General features: G+C 50.9%; 18 protein-coding genes and 1 other RNA gene. 2 read left to right on the top strand and 17 right to left on the bottom strand.

Annotated elements, in window-relative coordinates; translation table 11 throughout:
- Positions 1–27 precede the first annotated feature (27 nt).
- From hemP to ppsR, 3 genes are all read right to left on the bottom strand, one after another.
- Positions 28–216 (bottom strand): hemin uptake protein HemP, encoded by a 189-nt coding sequence (hemP, locus tag KQJ18_RS00700; protein WP_038640207.1) that lies wholly within the window; start codon positions 214–216, stop codon positions 28–30.
- 170 nt (positions 217–386) lie between these two features.
- Entirely contained in the window at positions 387–1,433 is a 1,047-nt protein-coding gene (gene aroH / locus KQJ18_RS00695) for a 3-deoxy-7-phosphoheptulonate synthase AroH (RefSeq protein WP_087856695.1), read from the bottom strand.
- Positions 1,434–1,559: 126 nt separating this feature from the next.
- Positions 1,560–2,393 (bottom strand): posphoenolpyruvate synthetase regulatory kinase/phosphorylase PpsR, encoded by an 834-nt coding sequence (gene ppsR, locus KQJ18_RS00690; protein ID WP_038640212.1) that lies wholly within the window; start codon positions 2,391–2,393, stop codon positions 1,560–1,562.
- Positions 2,394–2,721: 328 nt separating this feature from the next.
- Here ppsR and ppsA point away from each other — a divergent pair, with 328 nt between their 5' ends.
- On the top strand, positions 2,722–5,100 hold the full coding sequence (gene ppsA, locus KQJ18_RS00685; RefSeq protein ID WP_042308787.1) for a phosphoenolpyruvate synthase: 2,379 nt from the start codon (positions 2,722–2,724) through the stop codon (positions 5,098–5,100).
- A 67-nt stretch (positions 5,101–5,167) separates the two neighbouring features.
- Here ppsA and fadK read toward each other — a convergent pair whose 3' ends face one another.
- From fadK to KQJ18_RS00660, 5 genes are all read right to left on the bottom strand, one after another.
- Positions 5,168–6,805: a medium-chain fatty-acid--CoA ligase gene (gene fadK, locus KQJ18_RS00680; RefSeq protein ID WP_069324257.1), complete on the bottom strand. Its 1,638-nt coding sequence runs from the start codon at positions 6,803–6,805 to the stop codon at positions 5,168–5,170.
- Between the two features lie 81 nt (positions 6,806–6,886).
- Complete coding sequence (locus KQJ18_RS00675; RefSeq protein ID WP_038640220.1) at positions 6,887–7,180, bottom strand: ferredoxin; 294 nt, start codon at positions 7,178–7,180, stop codon at positions 6,887–6,889.
- Complete coding sequence (locus tag KQJ18_RS00670; RefSeq protein ID WP_085049450.1) at positions 7,177–8,466, bottom strand: FAD-dependent oxidoreductase; 1,290 nt, start codon at positions 8,464–8,466, stop codon at positions 7,177–7,179. The genes KQJ18_RS00675 and KQJ18_RS00670 overlap by 4 nt, the downstream gene beginning before the upstream one ends.
- A gap of 55 nt (positions 8,467–8,521) precedes the next feature.
- The gene (locus KQJ18_RS00665; RefSeq protein ID WP_085049449.1) at positions 8,522–9,457 is read right to left on the bottom strand and encodes an electron transfer flavoprotein subunit alpha; all 936 of its coding nucleotides are present in this window, start codon (positions 9,455–9,457) and stop codon (positions 8,522–8,524) included.
- A gap of 21 nt (positions 9,458–9,478) precedes the next feature.
- The gene (locus tag KQJ18_RS00660; protein ID WP_085049448.1) at positions 9,479–10,243 is read right to left on the bottom strand and encodes an electron transfer flavoprotein; all 765 of its coding nucleotides are present in this window, start codon (positions 10,241–10,243) and stop codon (positions 9,479–9,481) included.
- A gap of 474 nt (positions 10,244–10,717) precedes the next feature.
- On the opposite strand from KQJ18_RS00660, the gene KQJ18_RS00655 reads away from it, so the two are divergent.
- The gene (locus KQJ18_RS00655; RefSeq protein ID WP_121528971.1) at positions 10,718–11,608 is read left to right on the top strand and encodes an AraC family transcriptional regulator; all 891 of its coding nucleotides are present in this window, start codon (positions 10,718–10,720) and stop codon (positions 11,606–11,608) included.
- A gap of 54 nt (positions 11,609–11,662) precedes the next feature.
- Here the strand turns inward: KQJ18_RS00655 and KQJ18_RS00650 are convergent, their stop codons facing one another.
- The 9 genes from KQJ18_RS00650 to ydiK all read right to left on the bottom strand — a co-directional run bounded on the left by KQJ18_RS00650 (position 11,663) and on the right by ydiK (position 20,915).
- Positions 11,663–12,814 carry an acyl-CoA dehydrogenase gene (locus KQJ18_RS00650; RefSeq protein ID WP_121528972.1) on the bottom strand — a complete coding sequence of 384 codons (1,152 nt, stop codon included), beginning with the start codon at positions 12,812–12,814 and terminating at the stop codon, positions 11,663–11,665.
- A 13-nt stretch (positions 12,815–12,827) separates the two neighbouring features.
- On the bottom strand, positions 12,828–14,423 hold the full coding sequence (locus KQJ18_RS00645) for an acyl CoA:acetate/3-ketoacid CoA transferase (protein ID WP_121528973.1): 1,596 nt from the start codon (positions 14,421–14,423) through the stop codon (positions 12,828–12,830).
- A gap of 157 nt (positions 14,424–14,580) precedes the next feature.
- The gene (gene aroD / locus KQJ18_RS00640) at positions 14,581–15,339 is read right to left on the bottom strand and encodes a type I 3-dehydroquinate dehydratase (RefSeq protein ID WP_087856690.1); all 759 of its coding nucleotides are present in this window, start codon (positions 15,337–15,339) and stop codon (positions 14,581–14,583) included.
- 36 nt (positions 15,340–15,375) lie between these two features.
- Complete coding sequence (gene ydiB, locus KQJ18_RS00635) at positions 15,376–16,242, bottom strand: quinate/shikimate dehydrogenase (protein ID WP_069324249.1); 867 nt, start codon at positions 16,240–16,242, stop codon at positions 15,376–15,378.
- A gap of 21 nt (positions 16,243–16,263) precedes the next feature.
- A complete protein-coding gene (locus tag KQJ18_RS00630; protein ID WP_216421218.1) occupies positions 16,264–17,499 on the bottom strand; it encodes an MFS transporter in 1,236 nt (411 codons plus the stop codon).
- A gap of 238 nt (positions 17,500–17,737) precedes the next feature.
- Positions 17,738–18,958 carry an MFS transporter gene (locus KQJ18_RS00625; protein ID WP_137347207.1) on the bottom strand — a complete coding sequence of 407 codons (1,221 nt, stop codon included), beginning with the start codon at positions 18,956–18,958 and terminating at the stop codon, positions 17,738–17,740.
- Positions 18,959–19,006: 48 nt separating this feature from the next.
- The gene (locus KQJ18_RS00620) at positions 19,007–19,363 is read right to left on the bottom strand and encodes a YdiL family protein (RefSeq protein WP_038640241.1); all 357 of its coding nucleotides are present in this window, start codon (positions 19,361–19,363) and stop codon (positions 19,007–19,009) included.
- Positions 19,364–19,522: 159 nt separating this feature from the next.
- Positions 19,523–19,630, bottom strand: an RNA gene (gene rprA / locus KQJ18_RS00615) — antisense sRNA RprA.
- A gap of 184 nt (positions 19,631–19,814) precedes the next feature.
- A complete protein-coding gene (ydiK, locus tag KQJ18_RS00610) occupies positions 19,815–20,915 on the bottom strand; it encodes an AI-2E family transporter YdiK (protein ID WP_069324246.1) in 1,101 nt (366 codons plus the stop codon).
- Between the last annotated feature and the right edge of the window lie 68 nt (positions 20,916–20,983).

Here is a 20,983-nt window from a genome sequence, read left to right as displayed (position 1 = left end):
ACCTGGGTGGCTGGCGAAAAGTGTCGTTTATTTAGTCAGAATGAGTTTTCCAGCATGGGTCTGGCGCAGCAGGTAGTGCTGGCCATCGTGCTCTATAATCACGCGTCCTTCTTTGCCCAGCAAACTTTTACTGTCAATGCGACGCTCGGTTGCGGCGACGGCAGGCGGTGTTTTTTCTTTTGCAGGCGTTGCTGTTGTGTTATCCATACGTGACATAGAGTTTAAAAATAGCAATCAATGTAACAATGATAATCATTATCATCAAACTGCAAATGTGCGGCAAGCGTTTTTGTGAAATAATTGTGACGGGAACAGTTTTTGCACAACAATGAAGGGAAAAACAAAGAATTACCACCGGGCAACGTGGTGTTACCCGGTATACAGCGTTAAAAACGGCTATCAACCGCCGAGGCGAGTTTGTCCACCAGTAGTTCAGTATCTTCCCAGTTCAGGCACGGGTCGGTAATCGACTGACCGTAAACCAGCGGCTGACCGCTGACGATTTTTTGCGTGCCTTCACGCAGGAAACTTTCCGCCATGATCCCGGCAATCGCCGTCGAACCGTTGCGAATTTGCTGGCATACGTCATCACACACTTCCAACTGACGGCGATGCTGCTTCTGGCAATTACCATGGCTGAAATCGACGACCAGATGCTCAGGCAGGGAAAATTCGTGCAAGGTATCGCAGGCGGCGGCAATATCTTCAGCAAAATAATTCGGCTTTTTACCGCCGCGCATAATGATATGCCCATATGGATTACCGCTGGTCTGATAAATGGTCATCTGGCCGGTTTTATCCGGGGAGAGGAACATATGGCTGGCGCGGGAGGCGCGAATCGCATCGACGGCGATACGGGTATTACCATCCGTCCCGTTCTTAAACCCAACCGGGCAGGAAAGAGCAGACGCCATTTCGCGGTGGATCTGGCTTTCGGTGGTGCGCGCGCCAATGGCGCCCCAACTGATTAAATCAGCAATAAACTGGCCGGTCACCATATCGAGAAATTCAGTGGCCGTGGGGACGCCCAGTTCGTTGACCTGCAGCAGCAGTTTACGCGCCAGCTCAATGCCGTGGTTCACACGGTAGCTGCCGTTCAGGTCCGGGTCGGAAATTAAGCCTTTCCAGCCCACGACGGTGCGTGGCTTTTCAAAATAGGTACGCATCACGATTTCCAGACGCGTCTGGTGCTTTTCGCGCAGCGCCTGCAGGCGCGTCGCGTATTCCACGGCGGCATCGAGATCGTGAATTGAGCAAGGGCCTACGATCACCAGCAAACGGGGATCTTCGCCATTCAATATTTTTTCTATCCGGCGTCGGGAGTCCGTAACATGACGGGCGACGGAGGACGAAACAGGATGCCGCTGCGCAAGCTCTGCTGGAGTGACCAGGTTGTCAATACGCGCAGTACGGAGTTCATCGGTTCTGTTCATTACTTGTCTCAGAAATTTGTTGCTTCAACGGCAGGACTACCGGGAAGTGATGTGCATCACAATATCACACTCATCCGGCCTGGTGGCGAGCATAATAACAAAAAATCGAACCAATGCACTAGCATTCTAGTACATGCGGCGATTCAGCCCCATAATGTCGAGGATCTTGGTAGCAATCTCTTCTACCGAATAATTGGTACTGTTTAACCATGGGATCTGATTTTTCCGGTACAGCGCTTCCACTTCGGCAACTTCCATCCGACACTGGCGTAGCGAGGCGTAACGGCTGTTCTCTCGTCGCTCTTCGCGGATCGCCGCCAGGCGTTCGGGGTCGATGGTCAGACCGAACAGTTTATGCTGCAGCGGCTTCAGGGATGTGGGCAGCACCAGATTATCCATATCATCGGCAATAAAGGGGTAGTTGGCCGCGCGGATACCAAACTGCATGGCCAGATACAAACTGGTCGGGGTTTTGCCGCAACGGGAAACACCGAGCAGGATCACCTGCGCCTGATCGAGGTTGCGCAACGAAATACCATCGTCATGGGCAAGGGTGTAATCAATAGCGGCAATACGCGCATCGTACTTGTTGAGGTTGCCGGGATTCAGGCCGTGGGTACGATGGGCAATCGGCGTTGGGTCGAGCTTCATCTCTTGCTGCAATGGAGCGACCAGCGCCTGTACGATATCCTGACAAAACCCCTCGCTTTGCAGAATGATTGAGCGGATTTCCGGCAAGACGATGGAGTAAAACACCAGAGGACGCACGCCGGTTTGTTGGTAAATGGCGTCAATCTGGTCTTTAACCGCGCGCGCGCGGCTCTCGTTTTCAACAAACGGCAGCGTAATGCTGTTGATAGTGACCGGAAATTGCGACATTACCGCGTGGCCCAATACCTCGGCGGTGATGGCCGTACCATCAGAAATATAAAAAACGTGACGATCAACAGCATTATCCATTTTGCGCATCCTGGGGCAGACATAATTCTCTGAAAGCATAAATTAAAATTCGCCAGAAGCGAATATTGCGCCATCACTTTTATAAAGTGAAACGCTATTTTTATATTTAATGAAAAGTGCATTTCATTTTTCGGAACAAATGTTTATACCGGTAGTTTTTGTGGTGATCCCGTGTCGCTCGCGGGTTTGCGCAAATGCGGAAACAATCTTAAAAAATAAAAAATAAAGTTGCTTGAACGATTCACCGTTTTTTTCGCCGCGGTAAATATGCAAAGATAAATACGCAAAATTGAGTTTCCTAACCTCGTTCATATATAAGGATTGTTCGATGTCCAACAATGGCTCGTCACCGCTGGTGCTTTGGTATAACCAACTCGGCATGAATGATGTAGACAGAGTTGGGGGCAAAAATGCCTCCCTGGGTGAAATGATTACTAACCTTTCCGGTATGGGAGTTTCCGTACCGAATGGTTTTGCAACAACCGCCGATGCGTTTAACCAGTTTCTGGACCAAAGCGGTGTAAACCAGCGCATTTATGAGCTGCTGGATAAAACGGATATTGATGATGTTACCGAGCTTGCGAAAGCCGGGGCACAAATCCGCCAGTGGATTATCGACACTCCTTTCCAGCCGGAGCTGGAAAATGCCGTCCGCGATGCCTACGCGCAGCTGTCAGCAGACGATGCCCATGCTTCTTTTGCCGTGCGTTCTTCCGCCACCGCAGAAGATATGCCAGATGCGTCATTTGCTGGTCAGCAGGAAACCTTCCTTAACGTCCAGGGCTTCGATGCTGTCCTGGTCGCTATCAAACACGTATTTGCTTCGCTGTTTAACGACCGCGCGATTTCTTATCGTGTTCACCAGGGCTATGACCACCGCGGCGTGGCGCTTTCTGCTGGTGTCCAGCGAATGGTGCGCTCTGACCTTGCGTCCTCAGGCGTTATGTTCTCCATCGACACCGAATCCGGTTTCGACCAGGTGGTGTTTATCACTTCCGCATGGGGTCTGGGCGAGATGGTGGTGCAGGGTGCCGTTAACCCGGATGAGTTCTACGTGCACAAACCGACTCTGGCGGCTAACCGTCCGGCGATCGTTCGCCGCACCATGGGATCGAAAAAAATCCGTATGGTCTACGCGCCAACCCAGGAACACGGTAAGCAGGTGACCATTGAGGATGTGCCGCAGGAACAACGCGATATTTTCTCTCTGACCAATGATGAAGTGCAGGAACTGGCGAAGCAGGCGGTACAGATCGAGAAGCACTACGGTCGTCCGATGGACATCGAATGGGCGAAAGACGGTCATACCGGCAAGCTGTTCATTGTTCAGGCTCGCCCGGAAACCGTGCGTTCTCGCGGGCAGGTGATGGAGCGGTATACGCTGCACGCCCAGGGTAAAATTATTGCTGAAGGTCGCGCCATCGGTCACCGCATTGGCGCCGGCCCGGTCAAAGTTATTCACGACATCAGCGAAATGAACCGTATTGAACCCGGCGACGTACTGGTGACTGATATGACCGACCCGGACTGGGAACCGATCATGAAGAAAGCGGCGGCGATTGTGACCAACCGTGGCGGCCGTACCTGTCACGCGGCGATCATTGCCCGTGAACTGGGGATCCCTGCCGTGGTTGGCTGCGGCGATGCCACCGAGCGCATGAAGGATGGTGAGAAGGTCACTGTCTCCTGTGCCGAAGGCGACACCGGTTATGTTTACGCTGAAATGCTTGATTTCAGCGTGAAGAGCTCCAGCGTGGAGACCATGCCGGATCTGCCGTTGAAGGTGATGATGAACGTCGGCAACCCGGACCGGGCTTTTGACTTTGCCTGCCTGCCAAACGAAGGTGTCGGCCTTGCGCGTCTGGAATTCATTATCAACCGCATGATCGGCGTGCACCCTCGTGCGCTGCTGGAGTTTGATGACCAGACGCCTGAGCTACAAAATGAAATCCGCGGCATGATGAAAGGTTTCGACTCTCCGCGTGAATTCTACGTTGGTCGTCTGACGGAAGGGATCGCGACGCTGGGTGCGGCGTTTTATCCGAAACGCGTCATCGTGCGTATGTCGGACTTTAAGTCCAACGAATATGCTAACCTGGTCGGCGGTGAGCGTTATGAGCCGCACGAAGAGAACCCGATGCTGGGCTTCCGCGGGGCGGGCCGTTACGTTTCAGACAGCTTCCGCGACTGTTTCGCACTGGAATGTGACGCGGTGAAACGTGTCCGTAACGACATGGGTCTGACTAACGTTGAAGTGATGGTACCGTTTGTACGTACCGTTGCCCAGGCGAAAGCGGTGGTTGAAGAGCTGGCGCGCCAGGGGCTGAAACGCGGCGAGAATGGCCTGAAGATCATCATGATGTGCGAGATCCCGTCTAACGCCCTGTTGGCAGAACAGTTCCTTGAGTACTTCGATGGCTTCTCCATCGGCTCAAACGACATGACGCAGCTGGCGCTGGGCCTGGACCGTGACTCGGGTGTGGTTTCTGAACTGTTTGATGAGCGTAACGACGCGGTGAAAGCGCTGCTGTCGATGGCGATTCGCGCTGCTAAGAAACAGGGCAAATACGTGGGTATTTGCGGTCAGGGACCTTCTGACCACGAAGACTTCGCGGCCTGGCTGATGGAAGAGGGGATCGACAGTCTGTCGCTGAACCCGGACACCGTCGTACAGACCTGGCTGAGCCTGGCTGAACTGAACAAGTAACATTATGCCTTATCCGGTCTATTCAACGTAGGCCGGATAAGATGCGTTAGCATCGCCATCCGGCACTTTATCCTGCAATACTCTCCATGCTCAAACGTTTAATAATATCCTGACGCAACTGGTATTTTTGTACCTTACCGGACGCTGTGCGAGGTAACTTCTCGACAACCACGATATGCTCCGGGTATTTATACTTTGCCACCCGTTTGCGGCTAAAAAAGGCGACGACAGATTCCAGCGACAGCGAATGATGCGGGGCTTTTAGTACCACATAAGCGCACGACCGTTCACCTAACCGTTCGTCCGGCATCGCGACAACGCAGGCATCATGAATGCGTGGATGTTGCAATAAAATATCCTCTACCTCGCGGCTGCTGATATTTTCCCCTCCCCGCACAATAATATCTTTTTTACGCCCGGTTATTTTGATGTATCCCGCGTCGTCCATCCGGCATAAGTCGCCACTGTAATACCACCCCTCTTTATCCAGCGCGCGGGCGGTCAGTTCGGGTTCATCGAGGTAGCCCATAAAAACATTGGGGCCACGCGAGGCTTCTTCACCTTCTACTCCTGCGGGCAGGGCATTGCGCGCTTCATCGACGACTTTAATTTCGACGCCTGCGGCAGCATAGCCGTCGGTGGTCATCATGCGGGAAGGTGAATCATCGAGATTGACCAGCGCATGCGGCGAGCTCTCCGTTGAACCATAAATGCTTAACAATTTAATGCCGAGCCGTTGGCAGTCACGGGCAATCTTTTGCGGAATGGTGGTGCCTCCGCATAAAAAAAAGCGTAGCGATGAGAGATCGCAGGCGCGTTTTTCCATGCGACACAACATGTCATAGACAAACGGCGTTGCGCCGAGTACGCAGGTGCAGTGCTGTTGCTCCAGCAGATCGAGACAGGCGTCTGGGGTAAAAATATCCAACAACACGCTGCGGGCGCCGATTAAAAACGGTGCGGTAACGCCATGCAGAAAACCGGTAGCATGTCCAAGCGGCGCGGGCATTAAAAACACATCTTGCCAGGTGAGATTGAGACGGGCGCAGTAGGCGCGTTCGCTGGCAAGGATATTGTTGTGGGTTAACATTACGCCTTTCGGCATTCCCTCGGTTCCGGAGGTAAACAGTACCGCTGCCAGTTCATCCGCGTGAACGTTAATCGTTTGATTTAACGGCGGTGCTAAAAGCAGTTGGCTGAGTGCCTGCGAGGTGGTTGCCGGCGCCAGTTTATCCACGGCGACAATCTGTTGCAGATGCGGTAACTGGTTTTGTAAGGGGAGGATCAAATCAACCGGCCGGGTTTGTTTAAACAGGGTAGGTGCGAAAAAAATCTTCGCTTTACATTTATTTAATACCCATACTAACTCCGCTTCGCGCCAGGCGGGTAGTAACGGGACGGAAACGGCTCCGGTTTTCAGGCAGGCCAGATAAATAATGGTAAATTCGCACCAGCCCGGCAACTGGAAAGCGACGCGATCGCCGGGTTGAATACCGCAGGCTAAAAACCAGCTCGCCAGACTGCTGGCGGCACCGTCGAGTGCGGCGTAGGTATATGAAGCGCCATGATTATCAACCACGGCGATTTTATCCGGCATGGCTCTGGCTGTTTGGTTCCAGTAATCGCCAAGCGAAGCATCTCCCCATAAACCTTGTTGTCGCCAGGCATCGCGACGTTCGGCGTTAAACGTTAGTGTGATACTCATTCGTTATTCCCTGGATAATATCGGCATACGTCTGACCGGATTGGCCGTGGAAGCCGATCCGGGGTACAACGGCTCAATCCGTTAGCCGTAGCGAAAATCAATGCCAAATGTTCCTGCCGGATACTCCCATTGTTCGAGGATCGTATCGCCGCACAGCACCCGACAGGTGCCACACTCCAGGCAGCCAGCAGAATCAAAATGAATATTCCCACTCTCGTCCTGCTTATACAGTCCGGCGGGACAGGCCTTCAGCAGTTTGCGAAATTCATTCAGATCGGGATGTTCGGCCAGAATAATGTGCGGGTGACCTTCATCGACATTGAATTTATTGACGCCCAGCTTGACGTCGACGTTAACGGTATTGTCCTGACTCATAGCGCAGTTGCCCCCTTGATGCCGTCTTTCAGTAAGTTCATCAACCCAATTTTCTTCGCATGGGACATCATCATCTTACGAATCGGTTGGTTCGGGCGTCCGTCAACGGTGAACATATCGTTCATGATATCTGCGACCATGCGAGGGTATTGGGTGAACAGGCGCGGGTTTTCCATCAGCGCCGGGATCTTGCGAAAATGCTGTAAATCACGCATCACACAGCCCTGTTCGAGGGCGCGTTTGTAGTCCATCAGGCTGCTGGCGGAGAAGTCCTGGCGTTCTTTGGCTGCAATGGCGGTTTGGGCAGCGGCTTCTGCGGAGGCTATTGCTAAATCCATACCACGCACCGTGTAACCCAGATTCAGACAGAAACCCGCGGCATCGCCGACGATCATTACGCCGTCATCAACCAGTTTGGGTACCATTGCCAGCCCGCCTTCCGGCACCATATGTGCGGAATACTCCAGCAGTTCTCCTCCCGCAATCAGTGGACGAATAGTCGGGTGTTGCTTAAAGTCTTCCAGCATTTGTGGAATACTTTTCGTTGCGTGAGCAATATCCCCCAGCCCGCATACCAGCCCCAGAGAGACCGAGTCCTGGTTGGTATACAGAAAGCCTCCCCCCATCAGTCCATCCGACGGTGAACCGGCAAACAGCCAGGCTGCGCCTTCATCGCCTGAGAGGTTGAATCGATCCGCAATCACAGCCGGAGGTAAGCCGATCAACTCCTTTACGCCAACGGCATAGTGGTGAGCAGAAGAGGGAGGGACCATCCCCAGCGACCGCCCTAATATTGAGTTGACGCCATCGGCCAGGATGACAATATTGGCTTCCAGGATATCGTCACCAGCTTGCACGCCGGTGACCTTATTACCTTCGCGGATCAGCGCATCAACGCGGACGCCGGGGATGAACTGCGCGCCGGCCTGTTCTGCTTTTTCCATCAGCCAGGGATCAAGTCGGTTGCGCAACACGGTGTAAGAATCCTGCGCTGGCGCGTTGTCTTTATCCCGATGAAAGTCGAGCGTTACGGCGCTCTCTTCGGTCAGGAAGGATATTTTTTCGCGGGTCACTTTACGTTCGAGTGGTGCTTCCTGCGCGAATCCCGGCATGATGCGTTCCAGACTATGCGCATAGAGTCGCCCACCGGTCATATTTTTACTGCCCGCACTGTTTCCGCGTTCGATGACCAGCACGTCCAGTCCGGCCTGCGCCATAACGTAGCCTGCAACTGTACCCGCCACGCCAGCACCGACCACAATGGCATCGAATTTTTCATCTGACATGCTTTATGCTCCTTTCCCGCCGCGAAGCAGCGGGAGATGTGCGTTAAATGGGGGGTTAGCGGCTGAGATGTTCGATAAGGGCCGGAACAACTTTGTAGATATCGCCTACCAGGCCGTAATCGGCGTAATTGAAAATAGGGGCTTTTTTGTCTTTATTGATAGCGACAATGACTTTCGCGCCGTTACCGCCGACCATGTGTTGAATTTGTCCTGAGATGCCTAACGTGAGGTAAAGGTCTGATTTCAGTAACACACCAGAAACGCCAATGTAGCGTTCGCGCTCCATCCAGTTTTCGCCTTCGGCAATCGGGCGTGAACAGCCCACTTCTGCACCCAGTACCGATGCCAACTGGTGCACCATCTCCAGATCGTGTTGCGCAACCAGGCCGCGCCCCACGCCAACCACACGTTTGGCTTTACTGAGGTCCACGCTGCTCACGGATTTGGCGCGACGTTCCTGGCACATAATTTCATGAAGCGGTGCGATGTAAGCTGCCGAGACAACAGGACAGGTGTGCGATGCGTTTTCCGCTACAGGTTCAAGCACCCCTGGGGCTAGCGTGATAATTGCCAGCGCGCTTTTGATTTTTTCTTTGCCGAATGCCAGACCACCATACATGCGGTGCTCTGCGAACACGGTGTCATCCTCAAGCGTCACCGATATTGCGTCGTTCACCATCGCGGCATTGAGTTGGATGCTTAACCGTGCCCCAAGTGATTTCGCGCGCTTTGTAGCGGGCATCAACAGCATTCCGGCGTGTTCTTGCATCTGCGCTGCAATGGTTTCGGCGTAATTTTCAACACGCTGTAAACCGGAGGGGGCTTCGAGCACGATTATCTCATCGGCACCCAGAGGTTTAACCTGATTAGCTTGTTCGCTGCCTTGTACAATAAGATGGACGTGTTCACCCCACTGACGCGCGCCGGCCATTAATTCTGCGTAGCGTTCTACGTTATCGCTGAACACCCATACGTTAGCTAATTTACTCATGATAATTTCTCTCCGTTGAGCTTAGTTCAGGGCTTTTTTCAGGTGTTCCGCCAGTTCGGCAATGGCTTCAGCCGAGTCATTTTCCAGAATGATGTGCTTACGTTCTGTTTGTGGCGGTACCGTAAGGCTTACCAGTTCCGCTAACGGTGACGCCGGCGTCCAGCCAATATCGCTGGCTTGCCATGTTGTGACGGGCTTTTTACCCGCGCCGAGAATGGCTTTCATTGAGGGAATACGCGGCGTGTTGATATCCGAGGTTACGCAGAGTACAGCGGGGAGCGGCAGGTCAATCACTTCGACTTCATCTTCCAGCGTACGCTCAACCACAATGCGGTCGCCATTACGTTGGATGTTGCTGACGGCGCTAATCACCGGGAGTTGCAACAGTTCGCCAACCAGTAAGCCAACCTGTTGGGCGTAGATATCCCCCGATCCTTCTCCGAACAGCATCAGGTCGAAATTCATATTTTTGGCCGCGCAGACCAGCGCCTGAGCGGTGTCGCGGGGCAATGAATGCTCCAGCTGTGGATCCTGCACCATGAACAAACTGTCCGGTCCACGAGACAGCACGTCTTTACGCACTTTGGAATTTTGCAGTAGCGAGCCGCCCACGGTTAAAGCGACGATTTCATCACCCTCCGTACTCAGTTGCGCCGCGGCCTCAATCGCATTCAGATCAAACTGGCTGATTTTGGCGTCGGCCCGGTCAAAGTTAAGCGAACGCTGTGGGGTAACAACAATGTCCTGTTCTTCAGGCACCAACTTAAAGCAGGTTATTATTTTCATGGCATCTCCAGTCATCCACAGTAGGGAAAATTAACTGAAAATAGTGTGCGGCAGAGAGGGGACTGTTTTCGACGGGGCAATCTGTTTTCATTCCCAACAATCTTGCAAAAAAAAGTGCGGCGGGAATGCTTGTTTCATAAACGAGAGCCCGGGGTTGTGTACTGAAGAAAAAAAATAGCAAACACACCAGGGAAGGATAATTGCGAAATGCATCCTGTTTTTTATCGTTTCTACGCTTAATTTGTTTCTGATATGTAAATTGTTAATGTTGAATTAATAACATTTACTCTTATCAGTTTTTATAAAACGGGAATAATCGTAGAGAGCAGCGAGATAGCGCCGGAGGTATCATCTTGCAGTCGACGCAAATAATTTTGTTTCGCCAGCAAGGAATAACGTTGTATAACATCATTATTGTTTTCGCTTTCTGATATTAATTATTCGCAAAATTACTGCCTTTAGGTGGAGGTTGTCATGTATCAACGCTGCTTTGATAATGCCATGGAGACCCTTTTTGAGCAGGGGAAAACGCCGAGACTTTCCCGATTCGTCATTAGCGATGATCCTAACTGGGAATCCGGTCATCATGTTCATGATAATGAAACGGAGCTTATCTATGTTAAAAAGGGGGTTGCAAGATTAATCATCGACTCTTCGCTGTATGTCGCGCATGCCGGGGACATTGTGGTGATTGAACAAGGGCGATTGCATGCGGTTGCATCTGATACCAGCGCACCGGCTACCACTTACACCTGCGCGCTCTACGGTTTCCGGTTTAACGGCTGGCAGGATAATCAGCTATTGCAGACGCACTCGTGTCCGGTCATTAGCGTCAGTCAGGGTAAAGAGGTTATTAAGAGTATTTTTAATGAACTGGGGGTGATGCTCCCGCAGAGCAAGAACAACCTGACTTCTTCCGCTTATGACGCATTCGCGTATGCATTAACCGTGTTATATTACGAAAACTTTAAAAATGCTTACCGCTCTGAACAAGGATATATTAAAAAGGATGTCTTAATTAAAGATGTACTGGTCTATTTAAATAACAATTTCCGCGAAAAAATCACTCTCGAACAGTTATCTAAAAAATTCCGCGCCAGCGTGAGCTATATCTGCCATGAATTTACCAAGGAGTATCGTATTTCACCCATCAATTATGTTATTCAGCGACGAATGACGGAGGCGAAATTTTCCCTGACTAATACCGAGGCCTCGTTGGCGGAAATTTCGTGGCGGGTAGGGTATGAAAACGTCGATCATTTTGCCAAACTTTTTCAGCGGCATGTGGGATGTACTCCCAGCGATTATCGTAGGCAGTTTAAAAATAACCTTGCTGAGCAAGAATGCCTGATGCCTGAAGTCTGATTCCCCCGCACCGTCCCGGATAGCGCATCCGCGCTATCCGGTCAGTTATACCGCTTACTTATTTTGATAATCTTTCAGGATTTGGCGACCCGCGACGTAAATCATGATTTCATCGGTACCACCGCCAATGCGCTCACAGCGGACATCGCGCCAGAATCGGGATACGCGTGCTTCATCGGTGTAACCCAGCCCGCCCATAATCTGAATCGCGTCGTCAATCACTTCCATTGCCGTACGGGCGCAATACAGTTTTGCCAGCGCCGCACTGGTGCGCAGCGACTGTTCCTGATCGGCCTGCCAGGCGACCTTCAGCACCATATTACGCATGTTTTCGATTTTTATTGCCATCAGAGCCAGTTTTTCCTGGATCATCTGGTTATGACCAATTGGCTTACCAAATGCGATGCGTTGGTTAGCGTAACGAGCGGCATCTTCGAAGGCGCATTCGGCAAAACCCGTGCTGCGCGCGGCGTTGATCAAGCGTTCCATTTCAAAGTTGTACATTACATTAAGGAAGCCCATGCCTTCTTCGCCGACCATATCGCTTTCGTCCACTTCAACGTTATCAAGATAGACTTCGCAGGTGCTTAACATGTGCCAGCCGATTTTATGCAATGGGTTAACCTTAATGCCAGGTTTCTTTGAATCCACCCACCATAGCGTAAAGGCTTTCTTCGGATCTTTCGGCTCCGGGTCGCGAGCCAGTACCAGCATGTACGGATACTCTTTAGCGCCGGTGATAAATGTTTTTTGCCCGTTGAGATACACCTTGCCGTTTTTGCGGGTATAGCTGGTGGTGGCGCTGTTATTATCGGAGCCTGCTCCCGGTTCGGTTAATGCCAGTGCATACGCTGGATCGCCCGTTTCCATGGTGCTTTCTGCCGTTTTACGCAGTTGCTCGGCGGAGCCAAAACGTCGCATGCTGTGGATGCACTGACCATTGGTGATCAAAAATGCGGGCGCGCCACATTTTGACACTTCCATCAGCGCCAGCATCTGGGTGACGTAATCAGCCGGGATGCCGCCAAACTCTTCCGGAACACCCAGCATCGAAATACCGTTGTCCGCAAGAGCTCGCATAAATTCCTTCGGGTAAGTCGCCGTCTGATCGCAGGTGCGGAAATACTCTTCCGGGAAATTGCTGGTAATCAGTTCGCGAATGCTGGAAAGCAACAGTTCTTGTTCTTCAGTTAATGAAAAGTCCATCAGGGTACTCCTTTTAATTGGCTGCGTCGGGTAATACAAAGCCCATCGAGGCATCGATAAATAATCTTTCGTCCATCAGTTTCAGGTCTGGGGAAATAATCGGAGTGAAGTCCATTTTGTCGAGAATGTCTTCCTGCAAAGAGACCCCTGGCGCAATTTCAACTAAATGGAGGCCATCTTCTTTTAACGTAAATACAGCGCGTTCGGTGATGTAACGCACATCGAGACCACGCTCAAGGGCAATTTTTCCACTGAACGTGACTTCAGGTAATTCGTTAACGAATTTTTTCACCCGACCTTCCTGCACGATATTTAACTTGCCGTCGGCAACTTCCGTTTTCAAACTTCCGGCAGTTAACGTGCCGCAAAAAATAATTTTCTTGGAGGTGGCGCTAATATCGATAAAACCGCCGGTGCCCATGATTTTGCCATTGAATTTATGTACGCCGACATTGCCGTGCCGATCCACTTCAGCAAAACTTAAATAACACACATCCAGCCCGCCGCCGTGGTAGAAGTCAAACTGGGAGGTCATATCCAGAATGGCGCGGGTGTTGACGTTGGCGCCAAACGCGATGCCCTGAGACGTAATGCCGCCAATCGGGCCGGTTTCGACCGTCAGAATAAAATCGTCGGCACAACCTTCTTCGCGTGCGACAAGGCCAATCCCGTCGGCGATGCCCACGCCAACGTTGCCGACCGCGCCTTTACGCATTTCGAACAGCGCGCGTCTGGCCACCAGTTTACGCTGGTTAAGCGGCAGGGCTGTTTGCTGGCTGTCATCGAGGACAAAATCGCCGGAAATAAAACGGTTAACCGGCGCGCCACCGTACAGTTGGGTTTGGTCGGGGTCGATGACCACAATATCGACCAGATAGCCCGGAATACGCACCGCTTTCGGATGCAACGTGGCTTTCTTCACCATTTTTTGCACCTGCATCATGACGATGCCGCCGTTGTTGTGTACGGCCTGAGCAATCACCAGCGCATCGAGATACATCACTTCATCTTCAAAGGTGGCGTAGCCTTCGCTATCGCAGGTCGTGGCGCGAATAAAAGCGATGTTTGGCGCAATGGCTTTGTAATAGAGATACTCTTTGTTATCGATTTCCACCAGTTTGATCAGATCTTCGGTCGTCACCTCATTCAGTTTGCCGCCCTGTTGGCGAGGATCGACAAACGTACCGATGCCGATATCACTCAGAATGCCAGGCTGGTGGGCTGCTGATGCTCGCAGGGCTTGGGTTAATACGCCCTGGGGATAGTTATAGGCAGCGATTTTATTCTGCTCAGCCAGGTCGGAGATTCGTGGCGATTGTCCCCAGTGGCCGCAGAGCGCCCATTTGACTAAACCTTCCTGCGCCAGCGGGCTGATTCCGCGGTCGGCGCGGTCACCTAAACCCGTTGGGCTAATTAATGATAAATTACGTGGTGACTGCGTGTTTTTGTATTTTTCTGCCAATGCATTAATTAATGTGGTTGCTTCAAGAATACCGCCGCCTGCGCCTAATACGCAGAGGGTTGCTTCATCAGGAATATAATTAATGGCTTCTGCTGCGGATAATACAGGTACCCGACCATCGATACGGTTTGGTCTTGGATATTTCATATAAACTCCAGATTATATGCGTGCGACTACCTGTCGCTATAGTCGACAATAATATTGTGAGTTAATTTAATCAGGCTTAGCTGCCAGCCAGATATTCGTGGTTAAGCGAATATCTGGGGCAGGGCATTGCTAATAGTGATGTGGATATATTCTGCTATTAAGCCTGATGCAATATTGTTAATACAGTACGCAGATCGGCGACCGAAATTTGTCCCGGGGCCGACGCTTTTTTCACGGCGCCAAAGGTGGCTGCTGAACCGAAAACCTCGCCGGAGAGACGTGAAATCACCCCAGTTTTAGCCATCGACATGGTAATTATCGGCCGGTCCGCATAGCGCTCTTGCATTTCCAGCGTAGCGCCCAACAGTGTCAGCACATCCGTTTTGTTTTGCGGCATCAGGGCGATTTTAGGAATATCCGCGCCAAGTTCCTGCATTTTACGCAGACGCTGGATGATCTCCTCTGCGGCTGGCGTCTTATGGAAATCATGATTCGACATAATCACGCTGACATTTTTCGCGTGGGCATGTTCGACGGTCGCTTTAACCAGCTCATCACCGGTGAAAAGCTCCAGGTCGATCATATCCACCAGACCGCTGTCTACTGCTGCACGGTTAAGTGCAATATAGTTTTCGACAGACAGTGCCTGTTCACCGCCTTCTTTGGCGCTGCGGAAGGTGAAAAGTAGCGGTTTGTCCGCTATCACATCGCGGATGGCGCGAGCCGCTTCCAGCACGGCATCTGTGGAAGAGACATCGCTGAAATGGTCAACGCGCCATTCCAGAATGTCGAAATCCGCTTCGCGATAGGCCAGCGCTTCGCTTTTTACCGTGGCGATGTCTTTACCCATCAGCGAGACAATGATCTTCGGCGCGCCCTCGCCAATCACGAGGTTTCTTACGGTTACGGTTTTCATTGATTACCCTTTAAATATATTACAAATGCGTGCCCGTCAGGCTGCAAAACCCATAACCTGTTTCACATACTCCAGTGGGAAATCTTTCCCGGTCCAGAGTTTGAACTGTTCAGCCCCTTGCCATAACAACATGCCGTAACCATCAATTGTTTTGCAACCCGCAAGTTGCGCCTGTTGCAATAATTTGGTCATATGCGGGTTATAAACGCATTCAGTCACCAGCAGCTCCGGGCGCAGCAGGGAAACGTCGGTCACGAGAGATTCGTTGTCCAGCGGCTTCATGCCGACTTTTGTGCCGTTGGTCAGAATATCCGCGCTGGCGAGGGCATCGGCAAATGCTTGCCGATCGGCGAGATCGATAACGGTCACGACGCAATCGGTGTTTTCATTGACGCGTTTGGCGAATGCCTGCGCCTTTTCAAAGAATTCATCTTTACGGTTAAACAGCTTAATTTCTTTGATGCCTTCAATGGCCGCCTGCGCGCCAATGGCTGTCGATGCGCCGCCTGCGCCCAACAGTACCATGGTTTTACCTTTAATATCGAAGCCGCTTTCTTTAATGGCGCGAATATGACCGGTGCCATCGGTATTGTAACCGCGCAGGTAACCATCATCGTTCACGATGGTATTGATTGCGCCGACCAGTTTGGCCGCAGGGGTCAATTCATCAACATATTCACATGCCAACTGCTTATTGGGCATAGAGACCCCGGTGCCGCGCATCTTCAACGCTTTCAGTCCGGCAATGGCATTGGCAAACGTTGAGTTATCGACTTCAAATGCCATGTAGGTAAAAGGTAGTCCCGCTTTTTCTAATGCCTTGTTTTGCATTTCTGGTGACAGACTATGTCTGATAGGGTAGGCCATTAAGCCAATCAGTTCATATTTAGCAGTTACGTCCATTTGATACTCCTTCTAAACAATTTATTGAAAATAACGTTCGCCCAACCGCACATCATTTTTGGGAATATCAAATACGCGGTAGTAACGAATAAAGACGATGATGGCGGTGATGAAGGCCAGCAGAGCAAATGCAAAGTCCAGCAAAATGATGTATTGCAGGCCAATGTTAGAAAGGTATCCGGTGATTAATGGGATAATAAAATTGGCTACGCCACCCATCATCATATAAACACTGGTGACTTTGGCTTTGCTCCTGGGGAAAAACTCTGACATCACCGAGACGCCAAGCTGTAAAATACCGCCAGCGGCAGAGAAACCAATCAGAAATGAACCGGCGTTACACACCAGCGGAGAGGGATATAAATAGATGACCGCTGCGGTGATGGTTGCCAGCGCGGCGTTAAACACATTTGCCCATATCGGTCGAACCATTTTCTTCAGCAGGACGGCAAAAATAAATACGCAGACCAACGATCCCATACTGTAGTAAGAGATCGTTTTCAGGGCGTCGGCTTCCGCCATGCCGGCAAACGCCATGGCGTATTTCGGCATCCAGACCACGATGACGTAAAAGGTTGAAAACGCCGCGACACCGAACATCACTGAAGCGACGCCCTCCAGCCAGACCAACGGTTTGCTGTTCATCTGTGGCAGCTCTTTGGCTATACCGGCATCCACCATCTGGCTGGGAAAGCGGCTTTTTAACAGCATCAGGGTGATAACGACGAACAGTACGCCAGGGATAATGACCGCATAGCCGTACCAGATATGGTTGAGCAGCATGGTGCTGACGACAATGGGGTAGAGCATCTGCCCGAACGAGACCATCGCTTTAACCAGGATAACAGCCGATCCTGATGCTTTGGGGAAGCATTCCATTAATGCCGGATAGCCACCGGTATCCAGCGCCGAGTTAGCCACGCCAACGCAAACAGCCAGAATAAAGGCAATCAGCAGATTAGGGCTGGCGGGAATACCGAAGAAAAACAGCATATACAGAATAGCGCCTAACAGAATGATCGCCCGGCGGCCAAACTTATCTGAGAGCACACCAAAGAATAAAATACTCACCAGTCGCCCCAAACCAATGCCTGAAATTAAATAGGCAATCCCGGCATTGTCGGTGGAGAACTTTTCTGCGAGAGACGTCATATTTTGCGCCAGCGTAATGACGCTAATGCCGTGGAGAAAATAACTTAAATAAATACAGATTATCGCCAGAAGAAATGGCGTGTTAAAGGTCTTGTTTTGAGACATTTTCACAACTCCTTGCGGATTTTAAAATTATTTCGTGCTTGACGATATTTTTAAATTTCGGCGACCTTGTGCTTAATATACCGTTCAGTAGACACATTACCTACATAGCATGGCGTTTAACTTACCAGGTATTTTGCATCTTAAACTGTGAATTTAATTCTTCCTGATGACTTTTTGCTGATAATTTAAAAGGGCAGCCAATTATGTTGCAGAAGGGATGAACAATATTGCATCCTCGTTATTCTGCGACCGTCGCCATTTTTAGTTGATGTTTTAATGCGGCGCGGCTGCGATACCCAATAAACAGCGCCAACAGGAAACCGACAGCGGCGATACCGGCATCAAACCACATGATATGAGCAATGCTGGTCTCAGAGATTCTTGCTGTGATCAGCGGAATGGTGAAAGTCGCAATGCTGCCCGCGCTGTAGTAAATGCCGGTCGCTTTACCCTTTGCATGTGGAAAGCGTGCCGCCATTAGCGTTAAACCGATTTGCACCACGCCTCCGGCTGAAGAAAATCCAATGACAAACGCAAAGGTGATAACCACGTAGGGTGTCGGGTGCAGGCAAACCACCAGCAGCGCAATAAATGAAATAAAGGTGTACAGCATCAACAACAATGTCGCGCGTTCCGCTTTGCGCGCCAGTGGAGCAGTAATCAATACGCACAGCAAAGAGCCGCAGGTGTAAATGCTTAACAATTTGATAGATAACGTATAAGGCATGCCAGCAACAAACTGTCCGTACTGCGCCAGCCACTGGCTTACCAGATAAAATGTCGCCATGGCGATATAGCCATACAGAGTGTAACAGGCAAGATCGAGAATCGAACAACGATGTTCAGATTGTTGGGTTTCCCGTTTAGCAGGTAATGCCTTGATGGAAGTTCGATTTCCTGGATGCGCCGGGAAGCGACAGCGAAACAAAAACACGCCGTTGATTATCATAATGGCGGCCGCCAGCAGGAAGGACCAGCCAAACCAAAGCTCGGCCCACACCAACAAACTGATAATCATAGGTAGCAGAAACTGGCCGCTGGAGACGAAGGCTTTTATTAATATATTGGCTGTACTGGGCGATCGGGGAAACGCCTCCATCAGGCTGGGATAGGTTCCGGCATCGAGAAAACTGTTGGCCATTCCCGCCAGAAAGCCAAAGGCATAGGCGATAAAAATACTATGCGTATTGATGATGCCAACAAAGAAAATCAGGTAGCAGATCATGCCGAAAATAATAAACGGTCGGCGGCCATAGCGGTCGGAGAGCATGCCAGCCATTAATAAGACACTTAAACGACCGATACCCAGCGAGGAAATAACGATCGAGACGCCCGCGGCGTTGGTTTGCCACTGGTGTTCAAGCGAAGACATATTGAGGCTCATCAGAATGACCCCCATGCCGTGGACCAGGTAATTAAAGTACAGCCCTATCGCAGTGGAGAAATAGGTGTTTTTCATAATGTGTTACTCAGCGAAGAGGCTAAATTGGTATGGCGTTGTAAATGCTTAACACAAACGCTCAAGGTCGTGAGCGTAGAGCTCAACAGCAGCCGATTGATAGATTTTCCAGTCGAGGAAATCGTTGTGGTGATAAACCGTCTGAAATGAGTTCAGATCGGGGAAAAAACGCATAGTGTTATTACCAATGCGGTTATTAATTTTGTCGATAACTGCATTAATTCTTACTTTCCGTCTGGCTTTCATTTCTTTACAAATGTGCGCGATGTACTCCGGGATTTCCCTTTCGCCATTTTCCCATTGTTGCCATGCGGCAACATTATTATCACGCGAGATATACATCGCGCTTTCTTCCACCGTCATAGCAAAAATATGGCGGATAGCCTGCAGTTCCAATGCGTTCATTATTTGATCACCTCATAAAAGACGGTGGAATAGTAATAGCATTGCTGTGGATATTTCGGCTTGAAGAGAGTCACAGTATCTTGTGCAATATTATTTGTTGTATAGCAGGGAAGAGGTACTGAGTTTTGCAGTCAGTCGAGTGCAGAGGTGAGTGAAGGACAAAAAAAAAGCCCATCGTGGGAGATGGGCAAAGACTACACACAGCAATTCGTTGTTTCACTCAGGGGAATTCCATGCTTATAAATCAATGTGTTGATCTACAGCCTTGAGCTAATAGTAGGCATACTGATTTTTCGCGTCGATCAGATTCATCTCAATAGTTTAAAAACTGTAAAGAATTTGCGACATAAATGAGTGCTGCGAGAAGAGTACCGTTCGGTTTAACTCAGTACCGGGACGGGATAGATTAACATTGCTAAACAATCAGGCGGCAATGCCGCCTGACGTTGGATTACTTATTGCTTTCTATTTCTGCGAGGAGTTCGTCCGGATCGCTCCCCGGCGCAGGCGCTTCATTCACCCAGGCAGAGAACAGACGCCAGGATACGGCCAGGACTACCGGGCCGATAAACAGACCAATCATGCCGAATGCAATTAATCCACCGATGACGCCAGAAAGGATAAGGATCAGCGGCAAATCGGCGCCCATACGAATCAACATTGGGCGAATGACGTTATCCAGCGTTCCGACCACACCGCTCCACACCAGCAGCACGGTGCCCCAGGTTGAATCCCCGGTCCAGTACAACCAGATAATGGCCGGGACCAGCACCGGCAGCGGCCCCAGTTGTACCAGGCAGGAGAGGATCATTAATACTGCCAGCAGCGTCGCATACGGCACGCCGGTTACCGCCAGACCAATGCCGCCGAGGACCGCCTGCACCAGAGCCGTAACCACAACACCTAACGCAACAGCGCGAATGGCCTGCGCCGCCAGCAGAATGGCGGCATCACCGCGTTTGGATGCCAGTCGACACGCGAAATGACGGATCCCTAACGCCACCTGCTCACCACGCCAGTACAGCAGGGCGCTGAATAGCAGCATCAGGCCACAATGCATCATAAAGCGACCAATATGCGCAGCCTGACCGACAAACCAGGTCGTTGTGGCGCCGACATAAGGCCGAACTTTGGCCATAATGGCTGCGCCGCCCATATCCAGCAGGCTGTGCCATGCGCCATACATTTTGGCTCCCACCAACGGAATGCTGTTCAACCACGCCAGATCCGGCAGCGTCATATCGCCAGCGGTGACGGCATGGATCAACGGTCCGCTGCCATCAACAATGCTATTAACCAGCAGCGCAATAGGAATGATAAACAACATTACCAACAGCAGGGTCATTACCAGCACCGCCAGTGAACGGCGTCCCCACAGCAGTTTTTGCAAGCGTAACAGGATAGGCCAGGTTGCGATGACCACCGTACCCGCCCATGCAAAACCGAGGATAAAGGGCTGCACAATCCAGAGACAGGCCACAATCATGATGGCTAAAAACAGCACCGTTAGCAGCACTTGCGCAATATCCCTGGGCTGACGAAAATTTACCATAAATACTTTTCACCTTTGTCTTTGCGTCAGAACGTTGACGCGACGTGAACACTTAAATCACACCCTGT

The organism is Citrobacter sp. S55_ASV_140 (assembly GCF_018919505.1).
GTDB lineage: Bacteria > Pseudomonadota > Gammaproteobacteria > Enterobacterales > Enterobacteriaceae > Citrobacter > Citrobacter werkmanii.
Note: the sequence above shows the minus strand (reverse complement) of the source record. Positions and strands in the feature narration are given on the sequence as shown.